The following is a 26,187-nucleotide window of genomic DNA, read 5'->3' as shown; positions in this document are numbered from 1 at the left end:
CCTTATTGAGGACGGACTTATGAAGAAGCAGAGATTTACGGAAGAGCAGATCATTGCGGTGCTGAAGGAGCAGGAGGCGGGAGCGAAAGCGGCTGATCTGAGCCGCAAGCACGGGATTTCCGAGGCTACCTTTTACAACTGGAAGGCCAAATACAGCGGCATGGAAGTGTCCGAGGCAACGCGTCTGAAGGCATTGGAGGAGGAGAACGCGAAGCTGAAGAAGTTGCTCGCCGAACAGATGCTGGATACGGCCGCACTTCGCGAGCTTCTTTCAAAAAAATGGTAGGGCCTGCCGCCAAGCGTGACGCCGTCGCGCACCTGAAGGCCGTCATGTGCCTTTCGGAACGGCGGGCCTGCCAGATCATATCCGCAGACCGAAAGACGGTCCGTTATCGTTCCTGCCGATCGCCGGAGGTCGAACTGCGGGCGAAGCTGCGCGATCTCGCCAATGAACGGCGACGTTTCGGTTATTGGCGGCTGTTCATCCTGCTTCGGCGCGAAGGAGAGCCGTCCGGCGTCAATCGCATCTACCGTCTCTATCGCGAGGAAGGTCTTTCCGTTCGAAAGCGGAAGGCCCGGCGGCGTGCTGTTGGCATGCGTGCACCGATACTGGTCGAAGCGACGGCCAATGCCCGGTGGTCGTTGGATTTCGTCCACGATCAGTTCGCCTGCGGCAGACGCTTCCGCGTGCTCAACGTTGTCGACGACGTCACGCGCGAATGCCTGGCGGCGATCCCGGACACCTCGATCTCTGGCCGTCGTGTTGCTCGCGAACTGACGACACTGATCGAGCGACGGGGCAAACCCGGCATGATCGTCTCCGACAACGGGACCGAACTCACCTCGAATGCCATCCTTGCTTGGTCGAAGGATCACAAGGTCGAGTGGCACTACATCGCGCCGGGAAGACCGATGCAAAACGGCTATGTCGAGAGTTTCAACGGTCGCATGCGCGACGAATTGCTGAATGAAAGTCTGTTCTTTGGTCTCGACCATGCCCGCAGCGCCATTGCGGAATGGGTCGATGACTACAACAATTTCCGGCCGCACTCATCGCTCGGATACCAGACCCCGGCAGACTATGCTGGGATCATCGCGCAACCGGCTCCAACGCTACGCAATGTGAAAGCTTCGCGTTTCCGCCGGTTGCTCACACCGCGCCATTTGGCGTATCCAAAACCGCCAAGGCTCTAATCGCAGCCGGATGAAACTTCCGTGGCAGGTCAACTTTAAGACAGCGCCTTTTCGCTTGCATTGGCGAATCGGCGGCTACCGTCCAAGGACCGCTTGACGCTGCCGCCCCTGCGAACAGCGACACCAATGGGACCGATCCTTCGGGTATTCCGAAAATCACTGAAGCTTTACCGGCTTAGGCCGAATGAACAGCCTTTCGATCGCTCATACCGACCGACTGCTCCGACGCTGGCGCAAGAGAGCCCGCAGGGTTGCTGCCAGGGAGAGGCCAAGTAGGGGCATGCTACTAATGACGAGCAAATTCCAACCCACATGAGTGAACACGACGCCAGCGAGAAAAGCCGCCAATGCTACGATACTCCCGCATAGGAGTTCATTTACAGCTTGAACCCAGGAACGCTCGTCCGGGTGCCCATGCTTGCTCAGCAGGTATGTCCCCGACATGAACATGAAGTTCCAGCCTATGCCCAGGAGAATGAGGGCCAGCGTGAAATTAAACGCCGTCGGTTCAAGGCAGGACACAACCACGGTCGCTACGAAAAAAAGCATGCCGGAAATTGAAACAGGCACAGCTCCAAATCTATCCAGCAAGATTCCCGCAACATAAGAGGGGGCATACATCGCGCACAGATGCCATTGAATGGCGGTCACCGACATGTCCATCCCGTGTCCAAAATGGATGATAGCAAGTGGCGCGGCAGTCATGATGAGGACCATGACGCCAAACGCTACAATGCTGTTGGCTACCCCGGCGAAAATTCCTGGAGCCAAAAATACAACTGCCGCAAGACGGCCCTTCAGGTCTTGTTTGGGATATGGGGGCATCAGCTGAGTACAGAAAAGCAATACCGCGACTAGGACACATTGGAACGAAATGAACGCGAATGAGCCAAAGTATTCCCAACCTGGGATGATATCTTTGACACGGAGAGCTACGGTGGGGCCTAGAAAAACGCCAATGATACTCCCCGACAGTACGTAAGATATTGCTCGCCCCTTCTGGCCCTCAGCAACCGCTTCGGTTGCAGCAAACCTGTAGTACAGGATGATTGCAGCGTTCGGGCCCCAAAGAAATGCGCCTAAAGAAAATAGTAGGAAGTTGTGTCCGGCAGCACCTATCGCCATCAGGATGCCGCTGACACATCCGACACCCGCGCCAACCAGGAAGATTACCTTGCGGCCGAACGCGAACATCAGACGTGAGGCAGGAACAGTGCAGATCAGAGCGCCAAAGAGCAGCAAAGCGTATGGAAGCGTCGCATAGGATCCATCGGTAACCATGTCCGCTCCGACAATGGTGCCCAAGGCGAGGATGATGGAGCCTGCGGATACCGAAAGCGCCTGAATTGCCGCCAGAAGAATGATCGTGCCTCGGGCTTGGATCCCCATCTCAATGGCTCCCCTGCGAGACCAGGAAGCGCCGTCTAACTGCCGTAAGCGCGTCGAAAAAAAGCTCGACGTCTTTGAGCGAGTTGTATGCGTGAGGTGAGACGCGAACCAATCCGCCATTTGCAACAAATTTCTGCAACAGTGGATGGGCACAAAAGAACCCCGAACGAACCATCACATTGAAGTTGTCGCTCAAAGCGATTGCCACGTTGTCAGCATGGATCGCTGTTTCCTCGAACCACAGCGATGTTATTGGCGCGATACGTGGGGCCTGTGAACGAAGAGTATTGATACCATTCTCTTCAAATAATTCATTCAACCGGCTGTCGATCGCCGACAGATGCGAGTGAAGTTCGCCGTAAGTTAGTTTCTCGATATATTCACATGCCGCCGCCAGTCCAACGGCACCGCTGACGTTCGGCGTTCCGGCTTCGAGCCGATATGGAAGTGCACGCAACACGAAGCCATCGACCGTTACTTTCTCAACAGTTCCACCACCGATCATCAGAGGCTGCAGGCGCTCGAGTACCTCCCTTCTGCCACTGAGAACACCGGTTCCAACTGGTCCGAACATCTTGTGACCACTGAACGCAAGAAAATCGCACCCGATTTTGGCGGTATCGATATTGACATGGGGCACAGCCTGAGAGGCGTCCAGGACCGTCACCACGCCGCGATCTCGGGCCATTTTGCATAGCTCTATAACCGGATTTACGGCTCCGGAGACGTTCGATACGTAGCTGAAAGCCGCCACACGCGGACGTTCTCGATCCAGAATTTTAGAGAATAGATCGATGTCGATGGATCGGTCGAGGGCTTGCTCCATCCAGCACACGGTGGCCTCGCGCATCCAAGGTATCATGTTTGAATGATGCTCGCCTATGGGAACAACAACCTTGTCGGTCTTGCGCAAACCTATTCCCCTGGCAACGACATTGATTGCCTCGGTGGCATTTCGTACGAAGATGACCGTGGGACTTTCGACATTGATGTGCCTGGCTATCTTCTGGCGCGCATCCTCGTACGCGTCAGAGGCTTCTTCGGATAATCGATGCTTTCCTCGATGAACATTTGCAGAATATTCGGTCGCATATCGCCGCTCTGCGTCGATCACCTGCCGAGGCTTCAAACTGGTCGCGGCGGAATCTAAATAGACTAGCGGGCGCCCATGCGACCTTTGAGCAAGGATGGGAAAATCAGCCTGGATCGCGAGCACGTCTACACTCTCCCAGAGGTTTGCTTAGCGCCGAGCTCGGTGCAGTCAGCAACTGAGCCGGCTAGAAAGCTTCCCGAACAGTCAAAGGAAACTTCAGCGAGCGCTCCGGTCTGAGCGCCGTTACTTTGTTTATCTCAACTGATTGGACAGCAAACGTAGCCCGAAAGCGGTCACGCAGCTCGGCAACTGACAAATTCGCGTCCGGTGATTCAATGACATCGAAGGCAACCGACGACGTCGAAACCTGCCGACAGGTATAATAATCGTAACTGCATACGGTGGAGAGCACATCATCCACCTGTTTTGTCGTAACGATCGATCCATCAAGCAAGAGAGCGTCTCGTGCCCGTCCATGGAGTTCCATTGTCTGCCAATCGGAGAGTGGACATCCGCATTCGTCATCGAGCAAGCGTCCAAGGTCACCGAGATCATAACGCAGCAACGGCATGATCCGATTTGCGGTGGTGGTCACCAAAATTCGACCGACCCCAGGACATTCTCCTACGCGTTGATTGTCGATCTCCACGAGCGAATGATCCTCAAAAACATGGAGATGACCGCGAGAACACTCCACGCCAAGCATGCACCCGCATAATTCCGTTGCGGTGTAAGTGTTGTAAACCGGAGCTTGGAATATCTCCGAAATCAACCGCCTTTGCCGGTTCGAGATGTATTGGTAGGAATTCAGGATCAGGGAAATGCGCGGAAGAACAAGATTAAGTCTTTGCGCGGCTCTGCCGAACCAGAGCAGGTATACAGGATTTGCCAGTATGAAATCTGGTTGAAACTCTTCCAGCTCGTCCCTGATATTCCTCGCCAAGTCATCGGGAGCAGAAAACAAATCCTCCGCCGAATTTAGGTAGAGCACAATCCCGAACCTCGTTCGATCACTCATGGATGACCTGCCTAATTGGCATTCCGTGGCCGAACAGACCGGTGAAGTTAGAATTGCTGTTTTCGGGATCCGTCCATTGAGCTCCAAATTCCAGACCTCCTCGAATTGAGGCGGCACATGATCCAGTTCGAGATCGGAGATAATCTGCAGCCGCTCGCCAGACGTACCGCTGGTTCTTGCGAATGCATATTTTCCAGCCGCGAGGCCATCAGGGATGTTCGCGTTTGCAGCCAGCAGGTCATCGTAGGATTCCCTCAGATGATGCTTCTTCAGCTCAGGTATCAGCGGAAGGTCTGCCAGCGTTCTAATCCGCTTGAGATCATACATTACAGAATTTTTGTAATGGGGTACCTGTTCTTGCGCGAACTGTAAAAAGTCGACCAGCCTCTGCTCCCTTAGCTCAAAGCGAAGGGCTTTGCGCAACGGCAATTGGAGCTTGGAGGCTTCCTCGCTCGTCATTTCGTCAAGCAGTCCGATAGGGCCTAGAGTGGCTAGAACTGAAGGGGCGATCTCCCCATTCACGAGCAGAGCCTGCCCCTCATCCTCCAATATTAAATGCAAACCAGTACGTCTATCCCTTATCTCTATCAGACTTTCATTCAATAGAACCACTTCAACGCTAGAATTAAATTCACGCATCGGATGACTCTCTTTTTCAAAACACAAAGGTTATTTTGATAAATACGACAGCAATGCTGACATTACCGCTGATTGACACCAACTTTAGCACGTAATATTTTGTCGTCGCTACCGTTTATCGCCATCGCGATAAAAATACGCTAGCGCATCCGCACAAACTGTCAATGGAGTGATACAATGAGATTGAAATTAGTGCGTGCAAAGCCGATTGCTAAGCCGATCGCTGTAACTCCCCAAACGTAAAGACGCGGCCCTGCTGGGCTTTTAGTTTGGCAGGGCCTCGGCCGGGACAACCATGGTTCCGGAAATGGGCGAGGCTTCACGGTAGCGTCGTGCCCTCCTGTATGTCGCCATCTTCACGCTCTTGGCCCAATGCAAACAGGTAGGGCTCGCAGCTCACCGAAGCTCCGCGAGGTGATCGTCATCAGCCGGGTGGTAGAAAGCCAAGATTGCCTGGATTGGGTATTAATTTTGGTTTGCCTCGGCACGTCACTCAGCGCCGCAGCCAGGAGTTATCGAGAATACATAAGGCTTACAGAAGCGTTTCAGAGCGATTTTGATCTGGTAGGTGCGACCGCATTGCGCTGGAAAGTCCAGTGCATAACTGCGCGATGCAATAGTCTCCGACGTGTCCGAATAGGTGCTGAAACCATCCGAAACCGATTGAAACAATCTCATAGATCAAACGGCGGCCCGGAAAGGCTACCGCTGATCAAATTCGGTCAATTCTCTTGACTGTTTGCCGGTTTAAGCGACATTCGCCTGCCGCTTCGGCAATTTCCAGCCGGGGCGGGCAAAATGGCATGTGTAGCCATTTGGAATGCGCTCGAGATAATCCTGATGTTCCGGTTCGGCTTCCCAGAAATCGCTTACGGGAACGACTTCCGTCACAACCTTGCCTGGCCAAAGGCCGGAAGCATCCACATCGGCGATCGTATCTTCGGCCGTCTGCCGCTGGTTTTCATCTGCGTAGAAGATTGCCGACCGATAGCTTGCGCCAATGTCATTGCCCTGGCGATTGCGGGTCGACGGATCATGGATCTGGAAGAAGAATTCCAGAATATCGCGATAGCTCGTCTTTTGCGGATCGAAGATAATCTCTATCGCTTCGGCATGGTTGCCGTGATTGCGGTAGGTTGCATTGGGGACTTCACCGCCCGTGTAACCGACACGCGTTGAAACAACGCCGGGCAGCCGTCGAATAAGGTCCTGCATTCCCCAGAAGCAGCCGCCAGCAAGTACTGCACGTTCTGTTGTCATGGACATGTCCTTTCCAAATGTGCGCAAGATGGGCGGGAATCGTCAGGTGCGCTCCGCTGACGCCTATATGGGTATTCGGCTCAATGATCGCCAGTCCACTGCGGCGGCGTCGGGATCTTCCCTGAAACACATTCCGGTTTCCAGCAACTCGTCCAGCTCAAAGCATAATTTGCGCCGAACGAGATTGACCAGCAAGACAAGTCAAAGCACTCTGAATCGGTCGTTGCGCCGTCCGGTCATCCGGGCGGCGTTTTCTGGTTCGTGATTTCTGGCACCGCCTCTCAAAATCAGCCACGGGCGTCGCACAGGGGGCGTTTAAACATGGCACCAGAAAGACGGGTGACCCTGGAGCTTGATAGGGAAACAGTTCAGCGGATCGTCCAAAACCTCGATCCCAGCTTTATCGCCGGCGGCTTTTCCCGTCTGCACGGCGGCAGTACGGAAGTCTACAGGATCGATCTTGCAGGCGCGAACCGCGAACCGCTGGTGCTGAAAATCTATCCCGACGAACCCGAATGGGGGCCGGCGAAGGAGAGGCTTGTGGCGGGTTGGTGCGCGGAGCTGACAGCGCTCGTTCCAAAGTGGCTGGAGATCGACGAGTCGCGAAGCCTCTTGCCGTTGCGCTACGCCTTGCTGCCGCTGCTACCCGGCCGCTCGCTGCGTGACTGGATGGCTGAGCCGGATATTGAGAATGCTTACCGCCAGATGGGAGAGTTGCTGAGACGCATCCATGCGATGCCAATGCCTGCCTATGGCTACGTACTCGGCCAAGGGATCCACAGACCGATATCGACGAATGCGGACTATATGACGTCAGCGTTCGAAGACGTGTTTCGGCGCTTCCGCGATTTGGGCGGCGATGCCGATCTCGGGCGCCGTCTGCAACAGCTGGCAGAAGGAAACTTCGGCCTTCTGCAGGAAAGCAGCGGCGCCGTGCTCTGCCACGACGATTTTCACCAAGGCAATGTGCTGGCCCTGCGTGACGACATAGGCCGGCTCCAGCTCAGCGGGCTTATCGATTTCGGTAATGCACGGGCGGCAGACAGGCTCTTTGATCTTGCCAAGGCCCTCTTCTGTTCGGCACATGAAGACCCGCGCAGCCATAGACCCATTCTTGAAGGCTATGGTCCGGTCGATCATCCCGATATCGACCGGACGCTTTGGCTCTATACGCTCTTCCATCGGGTCAGCATGTGGTGCTGGCTAACGAAATTGGGCGTGGATCAAGTCACCGAGAATGGCCCCGACGGATTGATCCGGAACCTCCACACGATGGTCACAGGGCCTGACCCTTGGTATGATGAGGCATGACGGCTCGCGCAGCTACCAAAGAGGATGCTGACTGGATTTCGAAACTCCTCGTGCAACGATGGGGTAGCACGACGATCATCGCTCACGGCGAAGCCTTCGACTTGCTGACGCTTCCGGCGCTGGTGGCCGACCCCGAGCGCGGGCTGGCGACGTATCGGCTAGAGGGCAACGACGCAGAATTGATGTCGCTGGACGCGGTCTCTCCCGGCCAGGGGGTCGGTACCCTGTTGATCGAAGCCTTGGCCGATGTTTTGCGCGAGCAGGGTATTGGGTGCCTTTGGGTCATGACAACCAACGACAACCTCGCCGCATTGCGCTTCTACCAACAGCGAGGCTTCGAGCTGCGGCGGGTTCGACCTGGCGCAGTTCATGAGGCGCGATTACTGAAGCCCGCCATTCCCGATATCGGCGATCACGGGATTCCGATCCGGGATGAAATAGATTTGTGCCGCCCGCTTCTCTGAGCGGGACAGACCAAGCGCTCCCAAAGTCTTGGGCTCTTCAGCGCTCTGCTATCGATAGGGCAATGCTGACGGCCTCGATGCCGATTTGACGCAACAGGCCTGTGGAGGCCGTGTTGAATCCGCAGAAATACAGGCCGTCATTCCCGGGCTGGAGCTCTCCTCTTTTCGGCCTTTCCGCGCCCTCAAACTTCTCGGCGAAATCAGGCAATATTGTCTCCAGCGAGGGCCGATAGCCCGTTGCCAGGATGATCGCATCGAAATCCGCCGATCGGCCATCGACGAAGTGCACCTGCTGACGATCCGAGCTTTCAATGCCTGGATATATTCTGATCTTGCCAGCTCTGATCTCAGCCATGGTTCCGATATCGATCAGGGGCGTGCGGCTTTTCTCCGCCATATTGGTCAGAGGACCCTTGGCGGATTTTTGCAGCCCCAGTTTTCCCATGTCGCGATAGCGCAAGCGCAGGAATGGTGCATTGACTGCGTCAGCGAATCCGTATGGAAAATGCTGTTGTGCGATGGCGATTGTCGCGGTTGGAATTCCGAACATTTCCAGCGGAACGATGTTTATCGGCCCACGCACCGACATGCCGACCTCAAGACCCGCCTCAGCGCATTCGAGCGCGATCTCGCCGGCCGAATTGCCAAAACCAACGACAAGCACCCTGCGCGCGCCGAGTGCTCCCGCATTGCTGAACTCGGAGGAATGCAGGAGCTTTCCGGTGAAGCTTTCCTGGCCTTTCCAGACCGGCTTTATGGGAGCTTTGGAAAGCCCGGTCGCGATCACGACGGTTTCGGCCTCCAAGGCGTCTCCGTCATTCGTCTCGACAATCCAGTCTTGGCCCTGCCTGACGCTGATGACGGATTTGCCAAACCGTATCCTGATATCGTTGGCGCGCGCATAGGCTTCGAAATAGTCGATCACCTGCAGTCGCGACGGATATCTTGGAAACGCCCTCGGCATGGGCATTCCGGGCAGCCCTGAATGCGCCTTGGCGGTGTGCAGATGCAGCCGGTCATAATGCCTTCGCCACGAGGCAGCCAGATTATCCGCACGTTCGAGGATTATAGAGGAGCGGCCATTGGCCCCGAGCGCTGCCGCACAGGCGAGCCCGGCGGGGCCTGCGCCGACAATTACTGTGCCCGCAACGGTCATGAGCCCCTCCCTGCCCATTTAACGTGGCAGGAAGGGTACATCATAATCGTAATGCCAGACAGCAGCTTAGACGATCACGCAGCCAGCGTTATCCTCGCGCGGGATATTCCCGCTCCATCTTATTTTGCAAACAGGTTTTTGAGCTGCGACGGCTGGCAACGGAGATATTGATTGGCCGCTTTCACCTGCCCGCCGAGCTCGGCGGCTGCGTGCCACGGCCATCGCGGATCGTAGAGGACGGCGCGAGCAAGCGCGATGAGGTCTGCATCGCCCGTCGCAACGATTGCCTCGGCCTGCGTCGGCTCGGTGATCAGACCGACGGCGATGACCGGCATTTTTACGGCGCTTTTGATTGCCCGGGCGAGCGGCACTTGGTAGCTCGGGCTGATCGGGATTGCCTGAGAGGGATGCAGGCCGCCGCTCGATACATGGATGGCATCGCAGCCTCTCGCTTCGAGCATCCTGGCAAATTCGACGCTCTCGGAAATCTCCAGACCGCCTTCGACCCAGTCTGTGGCGGAAACGCGCATCGTCACCGGCCGATCGGAGGGAAAGGCATCCCTCACCGCATCGAGAACCTCCAGCGGAAATCGAGCACGGTTTTCCAGCGAGCCGCCATATTCGTCAGTTCGCTGGTTCGATAAAGGCGACAGGAACTGGTGCAGCAGATAGCCATGGGCGCCATGGATCTGGACGGCATCAATGCCGATTTTCGCAGCCCGCCGTGCGGCAGCTGCAAAGGCATCGCGGACACGCTTCATGCCATCGCGGTCGAGTGCAGTCGGCGGCACATAGTTCGGGTTGAAAGCGACTGAGGAAGGCGCTTCGGTCTGCCATCCGTTCGGATCGGTCGGCGAAAACTGACCGCCGCCTCTCCAGGGAACCTCGGTCGAGGCCTTGCGGCCGGCATGCGCCAATTGCACGGCAATCGGCATATCCGACCATTTCCTGATGCTTTCGAGCGTACGAGCCATCGCGGCCTCGGAAGCGTCATCGTAAAGGCCGACATCGGCAAAGGTAATGCGTCCTTCGGGAACGACAGCGGTCGCTTCGATAGTCAGCAATGCCGCGCCGGAAAGCGCAAGCTGTCCGAGATGGATCAGATGCCAGTCCGTCATGCAGCCGTCGACGGCCGAATACTGGCACATGGGCGCGATCACGATTCGGTTGGCGAGTTCGAGATTGTGCACGGAGAAGGGGGAAAACAGGACGGGTTGGGGCATGACGTTCCTCGAAGCAGTATTCGGTTGTCTTGGTTTATAGCACTCAGTCGGATCTTTGCGACGGTTAGCAGAGCCTCCCAATGTCAGGAACTGTTCTTTGGTGTGGGTCCGTTTTGCGGAGAGGCTTCGCGAGGTAGCTTCGTCCGATTGTTGCGTCAGGGGGAAGAAAGCCTTCAGCAGAATGTCAGTTCAGGCTGGCTGCGGCCGGGTGTATTGCTCCACCAACAATATTCCGTCTGCGAACGGCCCCGCCTACCAAGCGTCAAGCAATATCTTCCGGCAGGCTCGAAACGGTGACCGAAGAGACGATGGCTATCGCAGCCTATGGAGAATGGCTTGAGCAAGAACCTCATCACTCCCCTGGTGCGCATACAAATCGAACTTGCACTTGCAAGTTCGAGAAGCGATTTCGACGCTCTTCGATCCCTGGAGCTCGAGGCGAAGCAAATGGCGCTAAGTGGAGCTGAAATCGACGCTGCAAAGCGCGGAGGCAGTTTCGACCTGTTTGTCGAAATCGCCGTCAAATTCGCGCTGGCGATAGAAGCCGGTGACGGAGCGGCAGGCGCCCTCGCAAGTCGGCAATTGAAGGCTTTCGGCGCTCCCGACATCGCTTCGGAACTGCGAGCCCTCGTCAAGAAGCTGAAGCCGTCGACGGCGAGATCAAAAGCCGGACGTTCAGCGGCTTGCCGCTATGGGCCCGATAGATTGCGATCGGAATAAAAGCGTTTAAATCTCTGTCAGGGACTTAAGCTTTTGAAGACAGTGTGAACCGCATGGATCGATGGCAGGCAATGAGGGTCTTCGTGAAGGTCGCGGAGGCCGAGAGCTTTGCAGACGCAGGACGGCAACTCCACATGAGCCCTCCCGCAGTCACTCGCATGGTGTCTGCCCTGGAAGATATCATCGGTACGCGCCTGCTGACGCGCACGACGCGGTCCGTCAAGCTGACGGAAGCAGGTGCCCAGTATTTTGCAGACTGCCAGAGGCTGCTCGCCGATCTCTCGGAGGCGGAAGCTGCCGCAGCCGGCGCCTACGGCAGACCGACGGGCACTCTCACCGTCACTACCTCTGCCATGTTCGGCACAATGTTCGTCCTGCCGCTAATGACCGAATATCTGGATCTCTACCCTGATGTGATCGGTCGCGGCCTGTTCGTCGACCGTGTTGTCGGCATGGTCGAAGAAGGTATCGATGTCGCGATCCGCATCGGTCATCTGCCCGACTCCGGCCTCACCGCGACGCGCGTCGGCCAGGTGAGACGCGTCATCTGCGGATCCCCTGTCTATTTTGAAAAGCATGGCGTTCCGATGACGCCCGGCGATCTGTCGAACCATCGCATTGTCGCCTCTACCAGTGCGTGGACGTCGCTCGAATGGCGTTTTGGTATGCACAGGAAGTCAACCGTCCACGTCAGTCCCCGTCTCTTCTGCAGCACCAACGAGGCTGCCATCTCGGCGGCGGCTTCCGGCTGGGGCCTGACGCGCGTTCTGTCCTACCAGATTGCGCCGCAGCTTGAGGCCGGCGAATTGCGCACGATCCTGGCTGAGCATGAGGAGGAGGCTTTGCCGATCCATGTCGTCCATCCGGAAGGCCGGTATGCTTCGGCAAAAGTGCGAAGCTTCATCGATTTTTCGGTGGAAAAGCTGAGATCCAACAGGCACTTCAATTGATAACTAAAGGCCCGCGTATTCATCTCTGAATGCGCGGGCCTTCATGTAGGCGATTGTTACTTTGCGATCTTGCGATCGAGGAAATCGCGGATGAGGGGCGCCATCTCATCCAGCTTGTCTTCAAGGGCGAAATGACCTGTGTCGAGGAGGTGCATTTCAGCGTCCGGAAGATCACGCAGGTAAGGATGTGCGCCGACCTCCGGGAAGATCTTGTCGTTCTTGCCCCAGACGATCAACGTCGGCGGCTTGCGTTCGCGGAAGAAGGCCTGGAACTGCGGGTAGAGCGGGACGTTCGTGCCGTAATCGTGGAAGAGGTCGAGCTGGATATCCTTGTTACCCGGCCGGTCGAGCAAGGCCTGATCGTGAACCCAGTTGTCGGGGCTGATGCGGGTCAGGTCCTTGACGCCGTCCGTGTACTGGAACTTGGTGGTCTCGAGGACTACCAGATTGGAGAGCGCCTCGCGCTTCTCGTTCGAATCGTCGGCCCAGTAGGCCTTGATCGGATCCCAGAATTCGCGCAGGCCTTCTTCATAGGCATTGCCGTTCTGGACGATCAACCCGCTCACCCGTTCCGGGTGCTTGAGAGCCAGACGGTAGCCGACCGGTGCGCCGTAATCCATGACATACATGGCGTATTTCTTGGCGCCGAGCTGGGTCATCAGCGTATCGACCATGTCTGCATAATGGCCGAAGGTATAGGCGAACTTGGCGTGATCGGGTGCATCACTCTGACCGAAGCCCGGATAGTCGGGTGCGATAACGTGATAGCGATCTGCCAGCAGCGGAATGAGGTTGCGAAACATGTGCGAGGATGTTGGGAAGCCGTGCAGAAGCAGGACGACCGGGCCGTCGGCCGGGCCGGCTTCACGATAGAACATGTTGACGCCATCGATCTTGGCCGAACGATAGTGCACTGTCACCGGCACCTGCTGGGTGATCGCAACCTGCTTGGCAGGAGCGGCGACGGCTTGGGAAAGGGGAGCGATGCTGACGGTAGCCAGCATCAGGGAAAGGATCAGTCTGTTCATCTGAGTTCTCCGTTTTGACAAATTCACCAACAGCCCTTGCTGGCCTGGCACCAACATAGCCATTCACCGGAATCCGTTAATCGGCAGAACGTGGAAGGTATTATTCCACTTACAGGAAGAGTTCGCAGTCCATTACGGGCGCAATCGCGATCCAGCCAGCGGTGACGGCGCAGAACCACCTGTGCATATGCAAACCAGCTAACTGTTTCTTCACGCCAGGCAGATAGTTCAAGCAGATGATGATCTGTTCTGAGGGCATGATGACCTTGGGTGACACGGAAGCGATGTTGCAAATGGCGCAGCTGATGGAAGCTGCGGGCGTCATGGTTGCGGTCTACGACCAGGATGACCGGTTGCGTTTTACCAATCGCGCATTTCGCGATGCCTGGTTTATCGCAGAGGACGAACAACCACTCTGGTCCGAGCTGATGCGGCGCAATTTTAACGCCCGCCGCGGAACGATTATTGCCGCGGCTGACTTTGAGAGCTGGCTGCTGTCGACGCTTGCCCGTCGAGGCAAAAGCGGATTTCGCGCCTTTGAGACCGATCTTCATGACGGCCGATGGTTGTGGATGACCGAGACCATGCAGACCAATGGCTGGATGCTCTGTGTCGCAAGTGACGTGACATCGATCCGCTCCGATCAGAGGACGCTGCGGCAAGATCGCGACAGCGCGATCAAAGCCTCCCAGACCGACGAGCTGACCGGTATCCCGAGCAGACGTTTCGTCATGTCGAAGCTTGAGGAGCTGGTGCGCAGCTATGGCAATCAACAAGAGAAGGTCGGTTGCCTCGCGGTTCTGGACATCGACAATTTCAAATATATCAATGACCGTTTCGGCCATACTGCCGGCGATGCCGTTCTCAAGGATTTCGCCGCTACGCTACAGAAAATGGTGCGCAAGACGGATATTCTTGGTCGCGTCGGCGGTGAAGAGTTTGTTCTGGTTCTTCCGAACACGGTTCCCGAAGAAGCGGCAGAGATCGTCAATCGCATGCTGGTTGCCGTGAGGCAGTCTCGCCCGCTGGCTGACCAGCTCAGCTTCCGCTACAGTTTTTCTGCAGGTATTGCCTGCGTCATGAGCGGAGACTATGCCAATGATATCTATCGCAGGGCCGATCTGGCGCTCTACGCGGCCAAGATGAGGGGCCGCGACCAGATCAGCATCGATCCCCATGCGCACCCGCTTGGGCGACAGACATCATAGCCAGGCCGCCAGTCGGGCCATAAGCCAGGGAGTTTCAATGGTCGAAAAGATTGCGCCCACCTCGCCCACGGCAGCCTCCTCGGCCACACACGTGAACCACAGCACCTCCATCGGCTCCGAACCTGACAATGCCTGGGTCGCCGAGCGACAGGCAAAGATCACCGCCGGCAATGGGAAAAAAGACGATCACCATACCGCTGGTAGCGATGAAGATCGTATCGATGCGGATGATGATCCGGCAGCGGATCGGCATCTGGACCATCATTCCTCCCACCCCCATGCAGAGGCTTCCGATCCGGACGAAGAACGCCTGTCCGGCGAAAGCGAACGTATCGGCAGCGGCAACCTGGATGAGGATATCCCATTCGGCGACCATGTCGGATACCTGTAAGTGATTGCGATCACAGACTGACAAGCCCAACGCGCCTACCTCCGATCAGAAGCCGGCTCATCATTGATACCAGTTCATCTCTGCTCATCGGCCCTAGACCTGGTCAACGATAGCTGAGAAAACCTTTTCTCACTTGACAATTTTACAGGGAAAAGCTTTTCTCATCGCAAGTTCGATGGAGGAGTTGCTGGACACAACAGGAGGAAAAAGAGGCCGGATCACCATCCATGATGTCGCGGCTGCCGCTGGAATCAGCATCTCGACGGCATCGAAGGCGCTGAACGATACGGGGCGGATGGGACTGGAAACGCGCGAGCGGGTCAAGCGCATTGCGGCGGAGATCGGGTACAGGCCGAACGCTTTGGCGAGAGGCCTGCTCAGCAAGCGTAGTTTCACGATCGGGCTTCTCACCAACGATACCTATGGCCGTTTTACCCTGCCGGTCATGGCAGGAATATCGGATGCTCTCGTCGACCATGGCGTTTCGGTCTTTCTGTGCGCGATTGAGGAGGACCCGGCGCTGGCGCAGATTCATGTCGAGGCTATGCTCGACAAACAGGTTGATGGCATCATCGCGACAGGAAAGCGTCTGGATAGACGGTTACCGGTCGATCTGTCGAATTTGAATGTGCCTGTGGTCTACGCATTTACGGAAGGAGCGCCCGGAAGTGTCACCTTCCGCTCCGATGATGCGCAGGGCGCGCGGCTTGCCGTCGAGTGGCTGGCAAAGCTCGGGCGCAAGCGGATGGTGCATGTCACCGGACCGGAGAATTTCTTCTCGGTGCGCGAGCGTGCCGATGCCTATCGCAGGGTCGCGGGAGAAGAGCGGCCGGTCCTGTTCGGGGTCTGGTCGGAAAGCTGGGGCCACGAAGCCGTCGCAAGATTGTGGAGCGGCGGCGGCGAAAGGCCCGACGGCATCTTCTGCGGCAATGATCAGATTGCGCGTGGTGTCATCGATGCACTGCGCGAACGCGGCATCAGGGTGCCGCAGGATGTTTCGGTGGTGGGATTCGACAATTGGGAGATTGTCGCCGCCCAGACGCGACCGCCGCTGACGACGGTGGATATGGAGTTGAAGGAACTGGGGCGGCAGGCCGGATTGACGGTTCTGGCGCTTGCGGAGGGACGCTCGGTGGAGCCCGGCATCAGGAAATTGCCGTGCCGTCTCGTCGTGCGGCAATCATGCGGGGGTGACACCCTCGGAATATAGCAACGGCGCGAAGGAGACGCGCCAACTTGGGAGGAGAGCCATGATGAAGCGTCTATTGGTGGCAACCAGTATTGCCACCCTATGCCTGGTCTCGACAGCCTCGGCTGCCGAAAAGATTGAAATGTGGGTCCGCACGGGTATCGGCGATGCCTTCAAGAAGGTCGTCGAGGCCTATAATGCGAGCCACGAAAACCAGGTGGTCACGACCGAAGTGCCCTTCGGCGAACTGGTGCAGAAATATGCAACCGCAATCGCCGGCGGTCAGGCGCCCGACGCCCTGTCGATGGACCTGATCTATAACCCGGCCTTCGCAGCTGCGGGCCAGCTCGAGGACCTGACGGACTGGGCAAAGAGCCTGCCCTATTTCAATTCGCTGTCACCGTCGCATGTCAAACTCGGTACCTATCAGGACAAGATCTACGGTCTGCCGCTGTCGGTCGAAACCTCTGTCTTTGCCTGGAACAAGGACCTCTACAAGAAGGCCGGCCTCGACCCCGAAAAGGCGCCCAAGACCTGGGAGGAAATCGAAGCCAACGCCGAGAAGATCCGCAAGCTGGGCGATGATACCTACGGCTTCTACTTCTCGGGCGGCGGCTGTGGCGGCTGCATGATCTTCACTTTCACGCCGCTCGTCTGGGGCGCTGGTGCCGATATCCTCTCTGAGGACAGCAAGACTGCAACGCTCGATACGCCGCAGATGCGCAAGGCCGTCGGCTTCTATCGCGATATGGTGAAGAAGGATCTTGTTCCGGCAAGTGCTGCGAGCGATAACGGCACGAACTTCCTGACCTTCACAAACGGCAAGATCGGCCAGCAGAGCCTCGGCGCCTTCGCCATCGGCACGCTGGTCACCCAGTATCCGGATATCAACTTCGGCGTGACGCTGATCCCCAGCGTCGACGGCAAGACTTCGTCCTTTGCTGGCGGCGACAATTTCGTCATCACCAAGGGCACGAAGAAGATCGATGCGGTCAAGGAATTCCTCGAATATATCTATTCGATGGACGGCCAGAAAGTCCTGGCGAAATACGGCAGCCTGCCGACACGCGGCGACATTGCCGATCAGGTTCTTGCCGGGCTCGACCCCCGCATGCAGGTGGGCCTGAAGGCGATCTCCGTTGCCAAGACACCCTATACGCTGCAGTTCAACGATCTGATCAACAGCGCCAACGGACCCTGGGCGACCTTCACCAACGCCGCGATCTTCGGTGACGACGTCGATGGCGCATTCTCGAATGCCCAATCCGAGATGCAGTCCATCATCGACAGCGGCCAATAACTCTCCCGGCCGTGGCCGGGGGACGGTGGCAGTTCCCCGGCCGATCCACAGGTTGAAGAAATCGTAAAATGCGGAGGTTTTGATGACCGGTTCCGGTCCGCAGCGCATCCGCGCTGTCCGAAAACGGCGAAAGACGCAATGGCGCGGCTTTCTCTACATTGCGCCGGCCATGGCGCTCGTCATCGTCTTCTTCGTAATGCCCGTGCTCTTCACCGGCTGGATGAGCCTGCATAACTGGCCGCTGATGGGTGCCTCGCGCTGGATCGGCTTTGCCAATTATACCCGCATGTGGAACGACAGCCGCTTCATGGCGGCCCTGAATTTCACTGCCTATTACACCGTCATCGTGACCATCGCGATCTTTGCGATCGCCTTCCCGCTGGCGATTTTCGTGGAAAAGGAGCGCCGCTTCGTCAGCACCTACCGGACGATCATCTTCCTGCCCGTCGTCGTGGGGCTCGCGACGGCTTCGCTTCTCTGGGTCTGGCTTGCCAATGTCGATAGCGGCTTCTTCGGCCCTGCCCTTCGCGCGCTCGGCCTCGTCGAGCGAAGCCCCAATATTATGGCGAGCTTCGATACCGCCTTTGCAACCATCATCGTCATGGTCGTCTGGAAGATCGCGGGCTTTACGATGATCATCCTGCTGACCGGCCTGCAGGCCATTCCGTCCGAACTGACGGAGGCAGCCCGCATCGATGGGGCCGGGCGCTGGCAGCGCTTTCGCCATCTAACCCTGCCGCTGATGCGAAAGACGATTGCCCTGGCGCTGATCGTCTCGGTCACCGGCTCGATCCTCGCCTTCGACCAGTTCTACATCATGACGTCGGGCGGGCCGCAGAACAAGATGATCTCGGTCGTCTACTACATCTTCAACCAGTCCTTCGTGTCCTTCAATCTGGGCTACGGATCCGCCCTTTCGATCGTGCTTTTGGCGATCTTGGTTGCGATCTCCATCGTCCAGCTCTGGCTGCTGCGCGTCGGGGAGGAACGCTGATGATCTCCTCACGGGAACGCCGCGCCCGCAAGCGTTTCAGATCGCAATCGGCCTACCATGTCGCCGGCATCGCCATTTCGATCTTCTTCCTGGCGCCCTTCATCATCACGCTGCTCGCTTCCTTCCGGCATGGCACGGAGGCAAGCCTGCCGCCGCTGCCGCCCTGGCCGACGACCGGGGTCAGCTTCGATGCCTATGCGCTGCTCGATACGTTCGGCGCCGGCATCTGGCAGCACATGATCAACTCACTGTTCGTCTCGCTGGCGACAGTGCTGCTGACCGTCATCGTCAGCCTGCTCGCAGGCTACGGCTTCTCGCGCTACCGTTTCCCGCTGAAGAACGCACTTTTCGTGCTGATCATCGCGACGCTGATGATCCCGTTCCAGTCGATCCTGACGCCGCTCTTCATCATCCTAGCGAAGCTCGGTCTCAACAACTCGCTGCTGGGCCTCACCCTCGTCTACGTCACGCTGCAACTTCCTTTCTCCGTCTTCATGATGCGCAATGCCTTTGATGCCGTGCCGAAGGAGATCGAGGAAGCAGCCCGCATCGACGGCGCGCGGGATCTCAGACTGCTCGTCCGCGTGCTTCTGCCGCTGGTGCTGCCGGGTATTGCGACGGTCGCAATCTTTGCTTTCCTCAATGCCTGGAACGAATTCCTGGCCGCCCTCGTGCTGCTCTCCAGCAACGAGAAATACACGCTTCCCGTCCTGATGACGGCGGTGCGCGCCGGTCGCCTCGGCGCCATCAACTGGGGCGCGGTTCAGGCCGGTGTCGTCGTCATGACGATCCCCTGCCTGATCGTCTTCCTGCTCCTGCAACGCTACTACATGCGCGGGCTGATGGCCGGCGCGGTGAAATGATGACCTTTCAACGAAATGGATGAAGCCATGAATAAGCTGAAGAGAGACCGCCAGTTCCGTCCCCTGCCCGTGCCGAGCGTCGAGTTGCAGGGCCTGTTTGGCGATCGCCAGGATGCGATCTGCGATTCCACCGCCGAAACGCTGCTCGACCGCTGTGTCGAGGCGGGCATGCTGCAGGCGATCGACGTGACCCAGCCAAGCCCCGGCGTGGTTATTCCAATTGGCCCTTGGGGCGGCACGACGCAGATGTTCTGGGACAGCGATCTCGGCAAGTCGATCGAGACCGTCGCCTATTCGCTGTATCGGCGGCCCAATGCGAAGCTCGAAGCTCGCGTCGATGAGATCATCGACATGTATGAGAAGCTGCAGGACAAGGACGGCTATCTGAATGCCTGGTTCCAGCGCGTGCAGCCCGGCCGGCGCTGGACAAACCTGCGCGACCATCACGAACTTTATTGCGCCGGTCACCTGATCGAAGGCGCTGTCGCCTATTACCAGGCGACCGGCAAGAAAAAGCTGCTCGACATCATGAGCCGCTATGCAGATTACCTGATCACCGTCTTCGGCCATGGCCCCGGCCAGATGCCCGGCTATTGCGGCCACGAAGAGGTGGAACTTGCCCTGGTCAAGCTCGCGCGCGTCACCGGCGAAAAGAAATATCTGGATCTCTCGAAGTTCTTCATCGACGAGCGCGGCACCGAACCGCATTTCTTCACCGACGAAGCGGCACGTGATGGCCGGAGTGCCGCCGACTTCCACCAGAAGACCTATGAATATGGCCAGGCGCATCTGCCGGTGCGCGAGCAGAAGAAGGTCGTCGGCCACGCGGTGCGCGCCATGTATCTCTTTGCGGGCATGGCCGATATCGCCACCGAATATAATGACGACACGTTGACGGCTGCACTCGAAACCCTCTGGGACGATCTGACGACCAAGCAGATGTACGTCACCGGCGGCATCGGCCCAGCCGCATCCAATGAAGGTTTTACCGACTATTACGACCTGCCGAATGAAAGCGCCTATGCCGAGACCTGCGCTTCGGTCGGCCTCGTCTTCTGGGCAAACCGTATGCTCGGCCGCGGTCCGAACCGGCGCTATGCCGATATCATGGAGCAAGCGCTCTACAATGGCGCCATGGCCGGCCTTTCACTCGACGGCACCCGTTTCTTCTATGAGAACCCGTTGGAAAGCGCGGGCAAGCATCACCGCTGGATATGGCACCATTGCCCCTGCTGCCCGCCGAACATCGCCCGTCTGCTCGCCTCAGTCGGCTCCTACATGTATGCGATCGCCGAGGATGAAATTGCCGTCCATCTCTACGGGGAAAGCAAGGCACGCTTCGATCTCGCCGGCGCCAAGGTCGAGCTTTCGCAACAGACCCGCTATCCCTGGGATGGCGCGATCCATTTCGACCTGACGCTCGACCGTCCCGCGCATTTCGCGCTGTCGCTGCGCATTCCGGAATGGGCGGAGGGTGCAACGCTTTCCATCAACGGCGAAAAGCTCGATCTGGCATCCGTGCTAACGGACGGCTATGCCCGGATCGAACGGGATTGGAAGAGCGGCGACAAGGTCGATCTGTCGATCCCGCTGGCTGCCCGCAAGCTCTTTGCCAATCCACTGGTCCGCCAGGATGCCGGCCGCACGGCGCTGATGCGCGGTCCGCTCGTCTATTGCGTCGAAGAAACAGACAATGGCGAGGGGCTGCATGGCATTACCCTTTCCGCCGATGTCTCGCAGGCGAAGACATCAGAAATTGCCGGCCTTCGCGGCGCCGTCGCGCTCGACCTTCCCGTCAGCCGCGACACGGCAGATTGGGGCTCTGCGCTCTACCGTACGTCTCCGCCTGCCGCAAAACAGGCGAGCGCGCGTTTCGTGCCCTATCCTTTCTGGGACAATCGTGAACCGGGCGAGATGCTCGTCTGGGTCAGAGCGGGCGAGGCGCGCGGTGAATAACATGGCGGATACGGGCGTCGTGTTGACCGAAATTCGCAAGAGTTTCGGAAATCTGGAAGTCATCCATGGCATTGACCTAACCATTTCCGAGGGATCCTTCGTCGTCTTCGTCGGCCCTTCGGGATGCGGAAAATCGACGCTCTTGCGCATGATCGCAGGGCTGGAGGATGTCACCGACGGCGAGATCGAGATCAAGGGACGCAACGTCACCGATCTCGATCCCTCCGATCGCGGCATCGCCATGGTCTTCCAGTCTTACGCGCTCTATCCGCATATGAGTGTGCGCGAAAACCTCGCCTTCGGCCTGAAGATGGCAAGAACGCAGGCATCGGAAATCGAGGCCCGCGTGAAGGCGGCCTCGGCGATCCTGAAGATCGATCACCTCCTCGATCGCCGGCCGGGCCAGCTCTCCGGCGGCCAGCGGCAGCGCGTAGCAATCGGTCGCGCGATTGTCCGCAAGCCGGATGTCTTCCTTTTCGACGAACCGTTGTCGAACCTCGACGCGGAACTGCGCGTCTCCATGCGCATCGAAATCGCGAGACTCCATCGCGAGCTCGGCAATACGATGATCTATGTAACGCACGACCAGACCGAAGCGATGACACTCGCCGACAAGATCGTCGTGCTTCGTGATGGGCATATCGAACAATCGGGAACGCCGCGCGAGATCTATGAACGGCCGAACAATGTCTTCGTCGCGGGCTTCATCGGCTCGCCGCGCATGAACCTGCTCGAGGCGAGCTGGACAGGTGACGGCACCATCCTGGCGGCCGGAAATCGCATTCGTTCGCCGATCGGCGGCGCTGGATTAGCGGCGGGCCAGAAGATCACTCTCGGCGCGCGGCCGGAGCATCTGAGCATCGTCTCGGGACCGGAGGATGACGTGTTGCGGGCGAGAGTCGATTTCGACGAGTATCTCGGCGGCACGCAATTCCTCTATTGCCAGCTTGGCGACGGCCAGCCTTTGACGGTCGAATACAGAGGAGCGGTTGACATTGAGACCGGCAGCCAACTCGCCTTCACCTGCGATCCCGCCGATCTGCACATCTTTGATGCCAATGGCATGCGGCTCGACAAATAAACGCAGGCAGCTATAGGCTGCGTCCTGTTCGCTCGAACCGGTCCCAAAAGCTTGAATAGATTTCGAGGCGATGAGCACCGGTCGACCGGGACAAGTCTTTCGCTGGAGGACAGCACCCGCCTGTCGCGTTGCATTGATCGTTTTCCTGGATTTCGAGGCCTCGTCCCTCAGCAAGAAAAGTGTTCCCATCGAAATTGCCTGGGTGTTCGAGGACGGTCGCGCGCGCTCGGCCCTGATCCGTCCCGCCGCCGACTGGGACGACTGGGCGGCCGATGCGGAAGCAATCCATGGGATTTCTCGGGAGTTGCTTGCATCGGAGGGCGTGCCGGTAGAGCAGGTCGCCAGTGAAATGGTCGAGGTTTTGACCGGGCACGATCTCTATGCGAGCGCCCCGTCGTGGGATGGGAAATGGCTGAGCGTTCTCCTGCGCGCCGCCGGCTTTCCTCGGCATGCCCTCCGGCTCGGCAAATCACGTGACGCCTTTATGGCCGCGGCGCGTGAATTAGCAGGAGCGACCATCACGGAAACAGAGCTATCGAAGCTCATCGACGGCATCGTCGAGGAAAGCAAAGCGGCAATCCCAGCGCATCGCGCATTGGCGGACGCCGCGCTTGAGCTTACCCGATGGAAGCTTGTCCGCGAGGCTGCCAAGAAGCGGATGGCGACAGGCGGGTAGAGGTCAGCGTTTGTGAAAGCTCTCGGTCACCCAGCGCGCAAAATCCGCAGCCGGGGGCGCAAGACGGTCGAAGCTGCGGGCAACCAGCCAGTAGGCGCCATTCGGAACAGCGACGTCGAAGAGCTGACGCAAGCGGCCAGCCCGGACTTCCTCCTCGGCAAAGGCTTCATCCAGGAGTGCAACGCCCTGGCCGCGCAGCGCCGCCTGCAGAACGAGCCCGTCATCAGCATAGACTGGCCCCCTCGCCGTCTCGGGCATGGCGATGCCGGCCGCCTCGAACCACCGGCTCCAGGCGTCGCGGGTTTCCTCATGCAAAAGCCCGTAAGTAAAAATGTCATGCGGAGAGGAGATCGGTGGGCCACGCTCCAGAAGATCGGAGGCGATCACCGGCAGCATCCGGACATCGATCAGGTGCCGGCTTTCTGTCCGTGGCCATGCGGTGACGGTGGCGCTGTGCCTGATCGCGATCTGCGCCTGCCCGGTACGGAATTCGATCGTCCGCGGATCAGCATCGAGCGATATCTCGACGTCAGGATGAAGTTTGCGAAATTCCGGCAGCCGTGGCACGAGCCAGCAAGCGGCAAAGGAAGGTTCGACGCTGACTTTCAGATCCGCAGACACTGAAGCTCTACGGATATCCTCCAGGCACTCATCGATCCGGTCGAAGGAAGGAGTGAGCACGGCAAGCAGCTTCCGACCGCGTCCCGTCAGGATGACACTTCGATGGCGCCGCTCAAAGAGCGGCTCACCCAGTAGCTGTTCCAGCTCGCGGATCTGCCGGCTGACGGCTGCCTGCGAGATGAACAGCTCCTCGGCCGCAAGCGTGAAGCTCTCGAGCCGTCCGGCGACCTCGAAGCTTCGCAATGCCGTCAGTGGCAGCCGACCACGTTTCATCCCATAACCTCAAGTCATCCGAAGTCAACGATAAGCTCGTTTGAAGACCGGGCGCAAGGGGAGGAGAACAACAGGAAAAGGAGTGAAGCCATGTGGAAGCAAATCGTCTCCATCCTGATGGATGCCATTCGCCTTGTCACCTTCGCATCGGACGGCAAAGACAACCGGCAGCGCCGGGACTGCTGAACGCTCACGCAGCTTATCGGGATTTTCGCGCATTCATAATACTGCACCGAGGTCTATATAGACCTCTCCTTATTTGAGAAGCAGGAGCATCACGATGCAGAAGCGCAAACTCGGCAGCCAGGGACTTGAAGTATCGGCCATCGGCCTCGGATGCATGGGCATGAGCCAGTCCTACGGCCCGGCTGATGAGACGGAATCCATCGCAACCCTTCACCGCGCCATCGAGCTCGGCTGCACTTTCCTCGATACGGCCGAGGTTTACGGCCCCTATAAGAATGAGGAACTTCTCGGTCGAGCTCTCAAGGGCCGTCGTGACGAGGTGACGCTGGCCACGAAATTCGGCTTCCGCCTGAAAGACGGCAAGCAGGTTGGCGCCGAGCGTGACAGCCGGCCGGAAACCATTCGCAGTGCCGTCGAAGGCTCGCTCAAGCGTCTTGCCACCGACCACATCGACCTCATCTACCAGCACCGCGTCGATCCGGCTGTCCCGATGGAAGATGTCGCCGGCACGGTCGCCGAGCTTGTCAAGGAAGGCAAGGTTCGCTACTTCGGCCTCTCCGAAGCCGGTGTCGCCAATATTCGCCGCGCCCACGCCGTCTACCCAGTGTCGGCCGTGCAAAGCGAATATTCGCTGTGGGAGCGCAATCTGGAAGCCGACGTGATTCCGGCGTTGAGGGAACTCGGCATCGGCCTTGTGCCCTTCAGCCCGCTCGGCCGCGGCTTCCTGACCGGCGAGGTCAAGCGCGCCGAAGAGTATCCGGAAGGCGATTTCCGCCGCGGCGACCCACGCTATCAGGGCGAGAACTACGATGCGAACGTCCGCGCAGCCGAGGCGGTGCGTTCGGTCGCATCCGCGCTCGGCGTCAAGCCCGGCCAAGTGGCGATCGCCTGGATCCTGCACAAGGGCAGCGACTTCGTGCCGATCCCCGGTACCAAGCGCCGCACCTATCTGGAAGACAATATCGCCGCCGCCTCCATCGCGCTCAATGCCGAGCAGATGAAGGCGCTCGATGAAGCGCTTGCCCCCGGCAAGGTCTCGGGCAAGCGCTATAACGACACGATCATGTCGACGATCGATCGCTGAGGGTGTTCACGCGTCGATGTCGGTCGACAGCGTGATGTCCTTCTGCGCTTCCAGCTCGGCAAGCCGCTCGTTCAACGCCTTGCGGATCGACTGATAGGTCGTGCTGCCGAGCGCAAGCCTTTTGGGGGCCGGTTGTTTTTCGGCCGCCGCGATCATCGCGTCGGTCATCTTCACGGGGTCGCCCAGGATCTTGAACGAGCCGTCAGCAATTGCCCTGCGTACCTGGCCGGCCGGCGTGTCCTCATAGATATCCATCTGCTGCGGCCTGACGAGGCCGGCGCCAAAATCCGTGCCCGCCGGCCCCGGTTCAGCAATGATGATGTCGATGCCGAAGGGGGCGACCTCTTGCGCCACAGCCTCGATGAAGCCTTCGATCCCCCATTTGGTCGCGTGGTAGAGACTGAAATTCGGATAGGCGATCTGCCCGCCTTCCGAAGCGACCTGCAGGATGCGACCACCGCCCTGCTGACGCAGATGCGGCAAGGCCGCCCGGATCACCTGAATGGAGCCGATCAGGTTGGTATCAATCTGATGGCGGATCTGTGCATCGCTCACCTCTTCGGAGGCGCCGAACAGGCCATAGCCGGCATTGCTGACAACGACATCGATGCGTCCCATCTGTTCGAAGGCGGCGTCGACGGCTGCATGAACGGCCCGGTCATCGGTGACATCGAGGGTCGCGACCCAGAGCCGCTCGCCATACTGCGCTTCAAGCTCAGCCAGGGCTTCGCGCTTGCGCAAGGTTGCGGCGACGCGGTCGCCGCGCGCCAGCAGCTTCTCGGTCATGATCCGGCCGAAACCGGAGGATGTGCCAGTGATGAACCATGTCTTTGTCATCGTCTCTACCTTTCTGACGCCGCTGGATCGCGGCTTGATGACAGCAAAGATAGAGACGTTTATTGATGTGATAATCCGTTCAA

23 protein-coding genes and 1 pseudogene are annotated in these 26,187 nt (G+C 58.4%); 15 read left to right on the top strand and 9 right to left on the bottom strand.

The window, feature by feature from the left end; all coding sequences use genetic code 11:
• Nucleotides 1–19 precede the first annotated feature (19 nt).
• Nucleotides 20–1,208: pseudogene (locus AB8B33_RS26845) on the top strand (IS3 family transposase).
• 190 nt (nucleotides 1,209–1,398) lie between these two features.
• On the opposite strand, the gene AB8B33_RS26840 reads toward AB8B33_RS26845, so the two are convergent.
• The 4 genes from AB8B33_RS26840 to msrA form a co-directional block, all read right to left on the bottom strand.
• The gene (locus AB8B33_RS26840; protein ID WP_439017703.1) at nucleotides 1,399–2,583 is read right to left on the bottom strand and encodes an MFS transporter; all 1,185 of its coding nucleotides are present in this window, start codon (nucleotides 2,581–2,583) and stop codon (nucleotides 1,399–1,401) included.
• Nucleotide 2,584: 1 nt separating this feature from the next.
• Nucleotides 2,585–3,799 (bottom strand): aminotransferase class V-fold PLP-dependent enzyme, encoded by a 1,215-nt coding sequence (locus AB8B33_RS26835; RefSeq protein ID WP_439017702.1) that lies wholly within the window; start codon nucleotides 3,797–3,799, stop codon nucleotides 2,585–2,587.
• 61 nt (nucleotides 3,800–3,860) lie between these two features.
• Complete coding sequence (locus AB8B33_RS26830; protein WP_439017701.1) at nucleotides 3,861–5,333, bottom strand: phenylacetate--CoA ligase family protein; 1,473 nt, start codon at nucleotides 5,331–5,333, stop codon at nucleotides 3,861–3,863.
• Nucleotides 5,334–6,080: 747 nt separating this feature from the next.
• Complete coding sequence (msrA, locus tag AB8B33_RS26825; RefSeq protein WP_025668763.1) at nucleotides 6,081–6,593, bottom strand: peptide-methionine (S)-S-oxide reductase MsrA; 513 nt, start codon at nucleotides 6,591–6,593, stop codon at nucleotides 6,081–6,083.
• Nucleotides 6,594–6,914: 321 nt separating this feature from the next.
• Between msrA and AB8B33_RS26820 the strand changes: the two genes are divergently transcribed.
• Both AB8B33_RS26820 and AB8B33_RS26815 read left to right on the top strand, forming a co-directional pair.
• Complete coding sequence (locus AB8B33_RS26820; RefSeq protein ID WP_439017700.1) at nucleotides 6,915–7,904, top strand: phosphotransferase family protein; 990 nt, start codon at nucleotides 6,915–6,917, stop codon at nucleotides 7,902–7,904.
• A complete protein-coding gene (locus AB8B33_RS26815) occupies nucleotides 7,901–8,368 on the top strand; it encodes a GNAT family N-acetyltransferase (RefSeq protein WP_439017699.1) in 468 nt (155 codons plus the stop codon). The genes AB8B33_RS26820 and AB8B33_RS26815 overlap by 4 nt, the downstream gene beginning before the upstream one ends.
• Nucleotides 8,369–8,405: 37 nt before the next feature.
• Here the strand turns inward: AB8B33_RS26815 and AB8B33_RS26810 are convergent, their stop codons facing one another.
• Together AB8B33_RS26810 and AB8B33_RS26805 are read right to left on the bottom strand one after the other, a co-directional pair.
• Nucleotides 8,406–9,524: a flavin-containing monooxygenase gene (locus AB8B33_RS26810; protein WP_439017698.1), complete on the bottom strand. Its 1,119-nt coding sequence runs from the start codon at nucleotides 9,522–9,524 to the stop codon at nucleotides 8,406–8,408.
• A gap of 119 nt (nucleotides 9,525–9,643) precedes the next feature.
• Complete coding sequence (locus AB8B33_RS26805; RefSeq protein WP_439017697.1) at nucleotides 9,644–10,747, bottom strand: NADH:flavin oxidoreductase/NADH oxidase; 1,104 nt, start codon at nucleotides 10,745–10,747, stop codon at nucleotides 9,644–9,646.
• A 336-nt stretch (nucleotides 10,748–11,083) separates the two neighbouring features.
• Between AB8B33_RS26805 and AB8B33_RS26800 the strand changes: the two genes are divergently transcribed.
• Together AB8B33_RS26800 and AB8B33_RS26795 are read left to right on the top strand one after the other, a co-directional pair.
• The gene (locus AB8B33_RS26800; RefSeq protein ID WP_439017696.1) at nucleotides 11,084–11,467 is read left to right on the top strand and encodes a hypothetical protein; all 384 of its coding nucleotides are present in this window, start codon (nucleotides 11,084–11,086) and stop codon (nucleotides 11,465–11,467) included.
• Between the two features lie 53 nt (nucleotides 11,468–11,520).
• A complete protein-coding gene (locus AB8B33_RS26795; RefSeq protein WP_439018858.1) occupies nucleotides 11,521–12,417 on the top strand; it encodes a LysR family transcriptional regulator in 897 nt (298 codons plus the stop codon).
• A gap of 56 nt (nucleotides 12,418–12,473) precedes the next feature.
• Here AB8B33_RS26795 and AB8B33_RS26790 read toward each other — a convergent pair whose 3' ends face one another.
• Complete coding sequence (locus tag AB8B33_RS26790; RefSeq protein ID WP_439017695.1) at nucleotides 12,474–13,445, bottom strand: alpha/beta fold hydrolase; 972 nt, start codon at nucleotides 13,443–13,445, stop codon at nucleotides 12,474–12,476.
• A gap of 260 nt (nucleotides 13,446–13,705) precedes the next feature.
• Between AB8B33_RS26790 and AB8B33_RS26785 the strand changes: the two genes are divergently transcribed.
• The 9 genes from AB8B33_RS26785 to AB8B33_RS26745 all read left to right on the top strand — a co-directional run bounded on the left by AB8B33_RS26785 (nucleotide 13,706) and on the right by AB8B33_RS26745 (nucleotide 23,103).
• Nucleotides 13,706–14,653, top strand: a complete 948-nt coding sequence (locus AB8B33_RS26785; protein WP_439017694.1) for a GGDEF domain-containing protein — start codon at nucleotides 13,706–13,708, stop codon at nucleotides 14,651–14,653.
• A gap of 37 nt (nucleotides 14,654–14,690) precedes the next feature.
• Entirely contained in the window at nucleotides 14,691–15,044 is a 354-nt protein-coding gene (locus tag AB8B33_RS26780) for a hypothetical protein (RefSeq protein ID WP_113323718.1), read from the top strand.
• Nucleotides 15,045–15,219: 175 nt separating this feature from the next.
• Nucleotides 15,220–16,254 carry a LacI family DNA-binding transcriptional regulator gene (locus AB8B33_RS26775; RefSeq protein WP_439017693.1) on the top strand — a complete coding sequence of 345 codons (1,035 nt, stop codon included), beginning with the start codon at nucleotides 15,220–15,222 and terminating at the stop codon, nucleotides 16,252–16,254.
• Between the two features lie 40 nt (nucleotides 16,255–16,294).
• Nucleotides 16,295–17,533, top strand: a complete 1,239-nt coding sequence (locus AB8B33_RS26770; RefSeq protein ID WP_439017692.1) for an ABC transporter substrate-binding protein — start codon at nucleotides 16,295–16,297, stop codon at nucleotides 17,531–17,533.
• A gap of 82 nt (nucleotides 17,534–17,615) precedes the next feature.
• Entirely contained in the window at nucleotides 17,616–18,527 is a 912-nt protein-coding gene (locus AB8B33_RS26765) for a carbohydrate ABC transporter permease (protein WP_439017691.1), read from the top strand.
• The gene (locus tag AB8B33_RS26760; RefSeq protein WP_439017690.1) at nucleotides 18,527–19,390 is read left to right on the top strand and encodes a carbohydrate ABC transporter permease; all 864 of its coding nucleotides are present in this window, start codon (nucleotides 18,527–18,529) and stop codon (nucleotides 19,388–19,390) included. Before AB8B33_RS26765 ends, AB8B33_RS26760 begins: the two co-directional genes overlap by 1 nt.
• Before the next feature lie 27 nt (nucleotides 19,391–19,417).
• Nucleotides 19,418–21,346, top strand: coding sequence for a glycoside hydrolase family 127 protein (locus AB8B33_RS26755; protein WP_439017689.1), 1,929 nt, complete (start codon nucleotides 19,418–19,420; stop codon nucleotides 21,344–21,346).
• 1 nt (nucleotide 21,347) lies between these two features.
• Entirely contained in the window at nucleotides 21,348–22,427 is a 1,080-nt protein-coding gene (locus AB8B33_RS26750; RefSeq protein ID WP_439017688.1) for an ABC transporter ATP-binding protein, read from the top strand.
• A 133-nt stretch (nucleotides 22,428–22,560) separates the two neighbouring features.
• Nucleotides 22,561–23,103: a 3'-5' exonuclease gene (locus AB8B33_RS26745; RefSeq protein ID WP_439017687.1), complete on the top strand. Its 543-nt coding sequence runs from the start codon at nucleotides 22,561–22,563 to the stop codon at nucleotides 23,101–23,103.
• A gap of 3 nt (nucleotides 23,104–23,106) precedes the next feature.
• On the opposite strand, the gene AB8B33_RS26740 is transcribed toward AB8B33_RS26745, so the two are convergent.
• Nucleotides 23,107–23,997 carry a LysR substrate-binding domain-containing protein gene (locus AB8B33_RS26740; RefSeq protein WP_439017686.1) on the bottom strand — a complete coding sequence of 297 codons (891 nt, stop codon included), beginning with the start codon at nucleotides 23,995–23,997 and terminating at the stop codon, nucleotides 23,107–23,109.
• A 280-nt stretch (nucleotides 23,998–24,277) separates the two neighbouring features.
• Between AB8B33_RS26740 and AB8B33_RS26735 the strand changes: the two genes are divergently transcribed.
• Nucleotides 24,278–25,267: an aldo/keto reductase gene (locus AB8B33_RS26735; protein ID WP_439017685.1), complete on the top strand. Its 990-nt coding sequence runs from the start codon at nucleotides 24,278–24,280 to the stop codon at nucleotides 25,265–25,267.
• Between the two features lie 6 nt (nucleotides 25,268–25,273).
• Here the strand turns inward: AB8B33_RS26735 and AB8B33_RS26730 are convergent, their stop codons facing one another.
• Nucleotides 25,274–26,104: an SDR family oxidoreductase gene (locus AB8B33_RS26730; RefSeq protein ID WP_439017684.1), complete on the bottom strand. Its 831-nt coding sequence runs from the start codon at nucleotides 26,102–26,104 to the stop codon at nucleotides 25,274–25,276.
• Nucleotides 26,105–26,187: the final 83 nt, after the last annotated feature.

Origin of the sequence: Rhizobium sp. 768_B6_N1_8 (assembly GCF_051811225.1) — a bacterium.
In the GTDB taxonomy this organism is placed as follows: Bacteria; Pseudomonadota; Alphaproteobacteria; order Rhizobiales; family Rhizobiaceae; genus Rhizobium.
The sequence above is the reverse complement of the archived record's forward strand: the minus strand, read 5'-3'. Positions and strand labels throughout refer to the sequence as shown.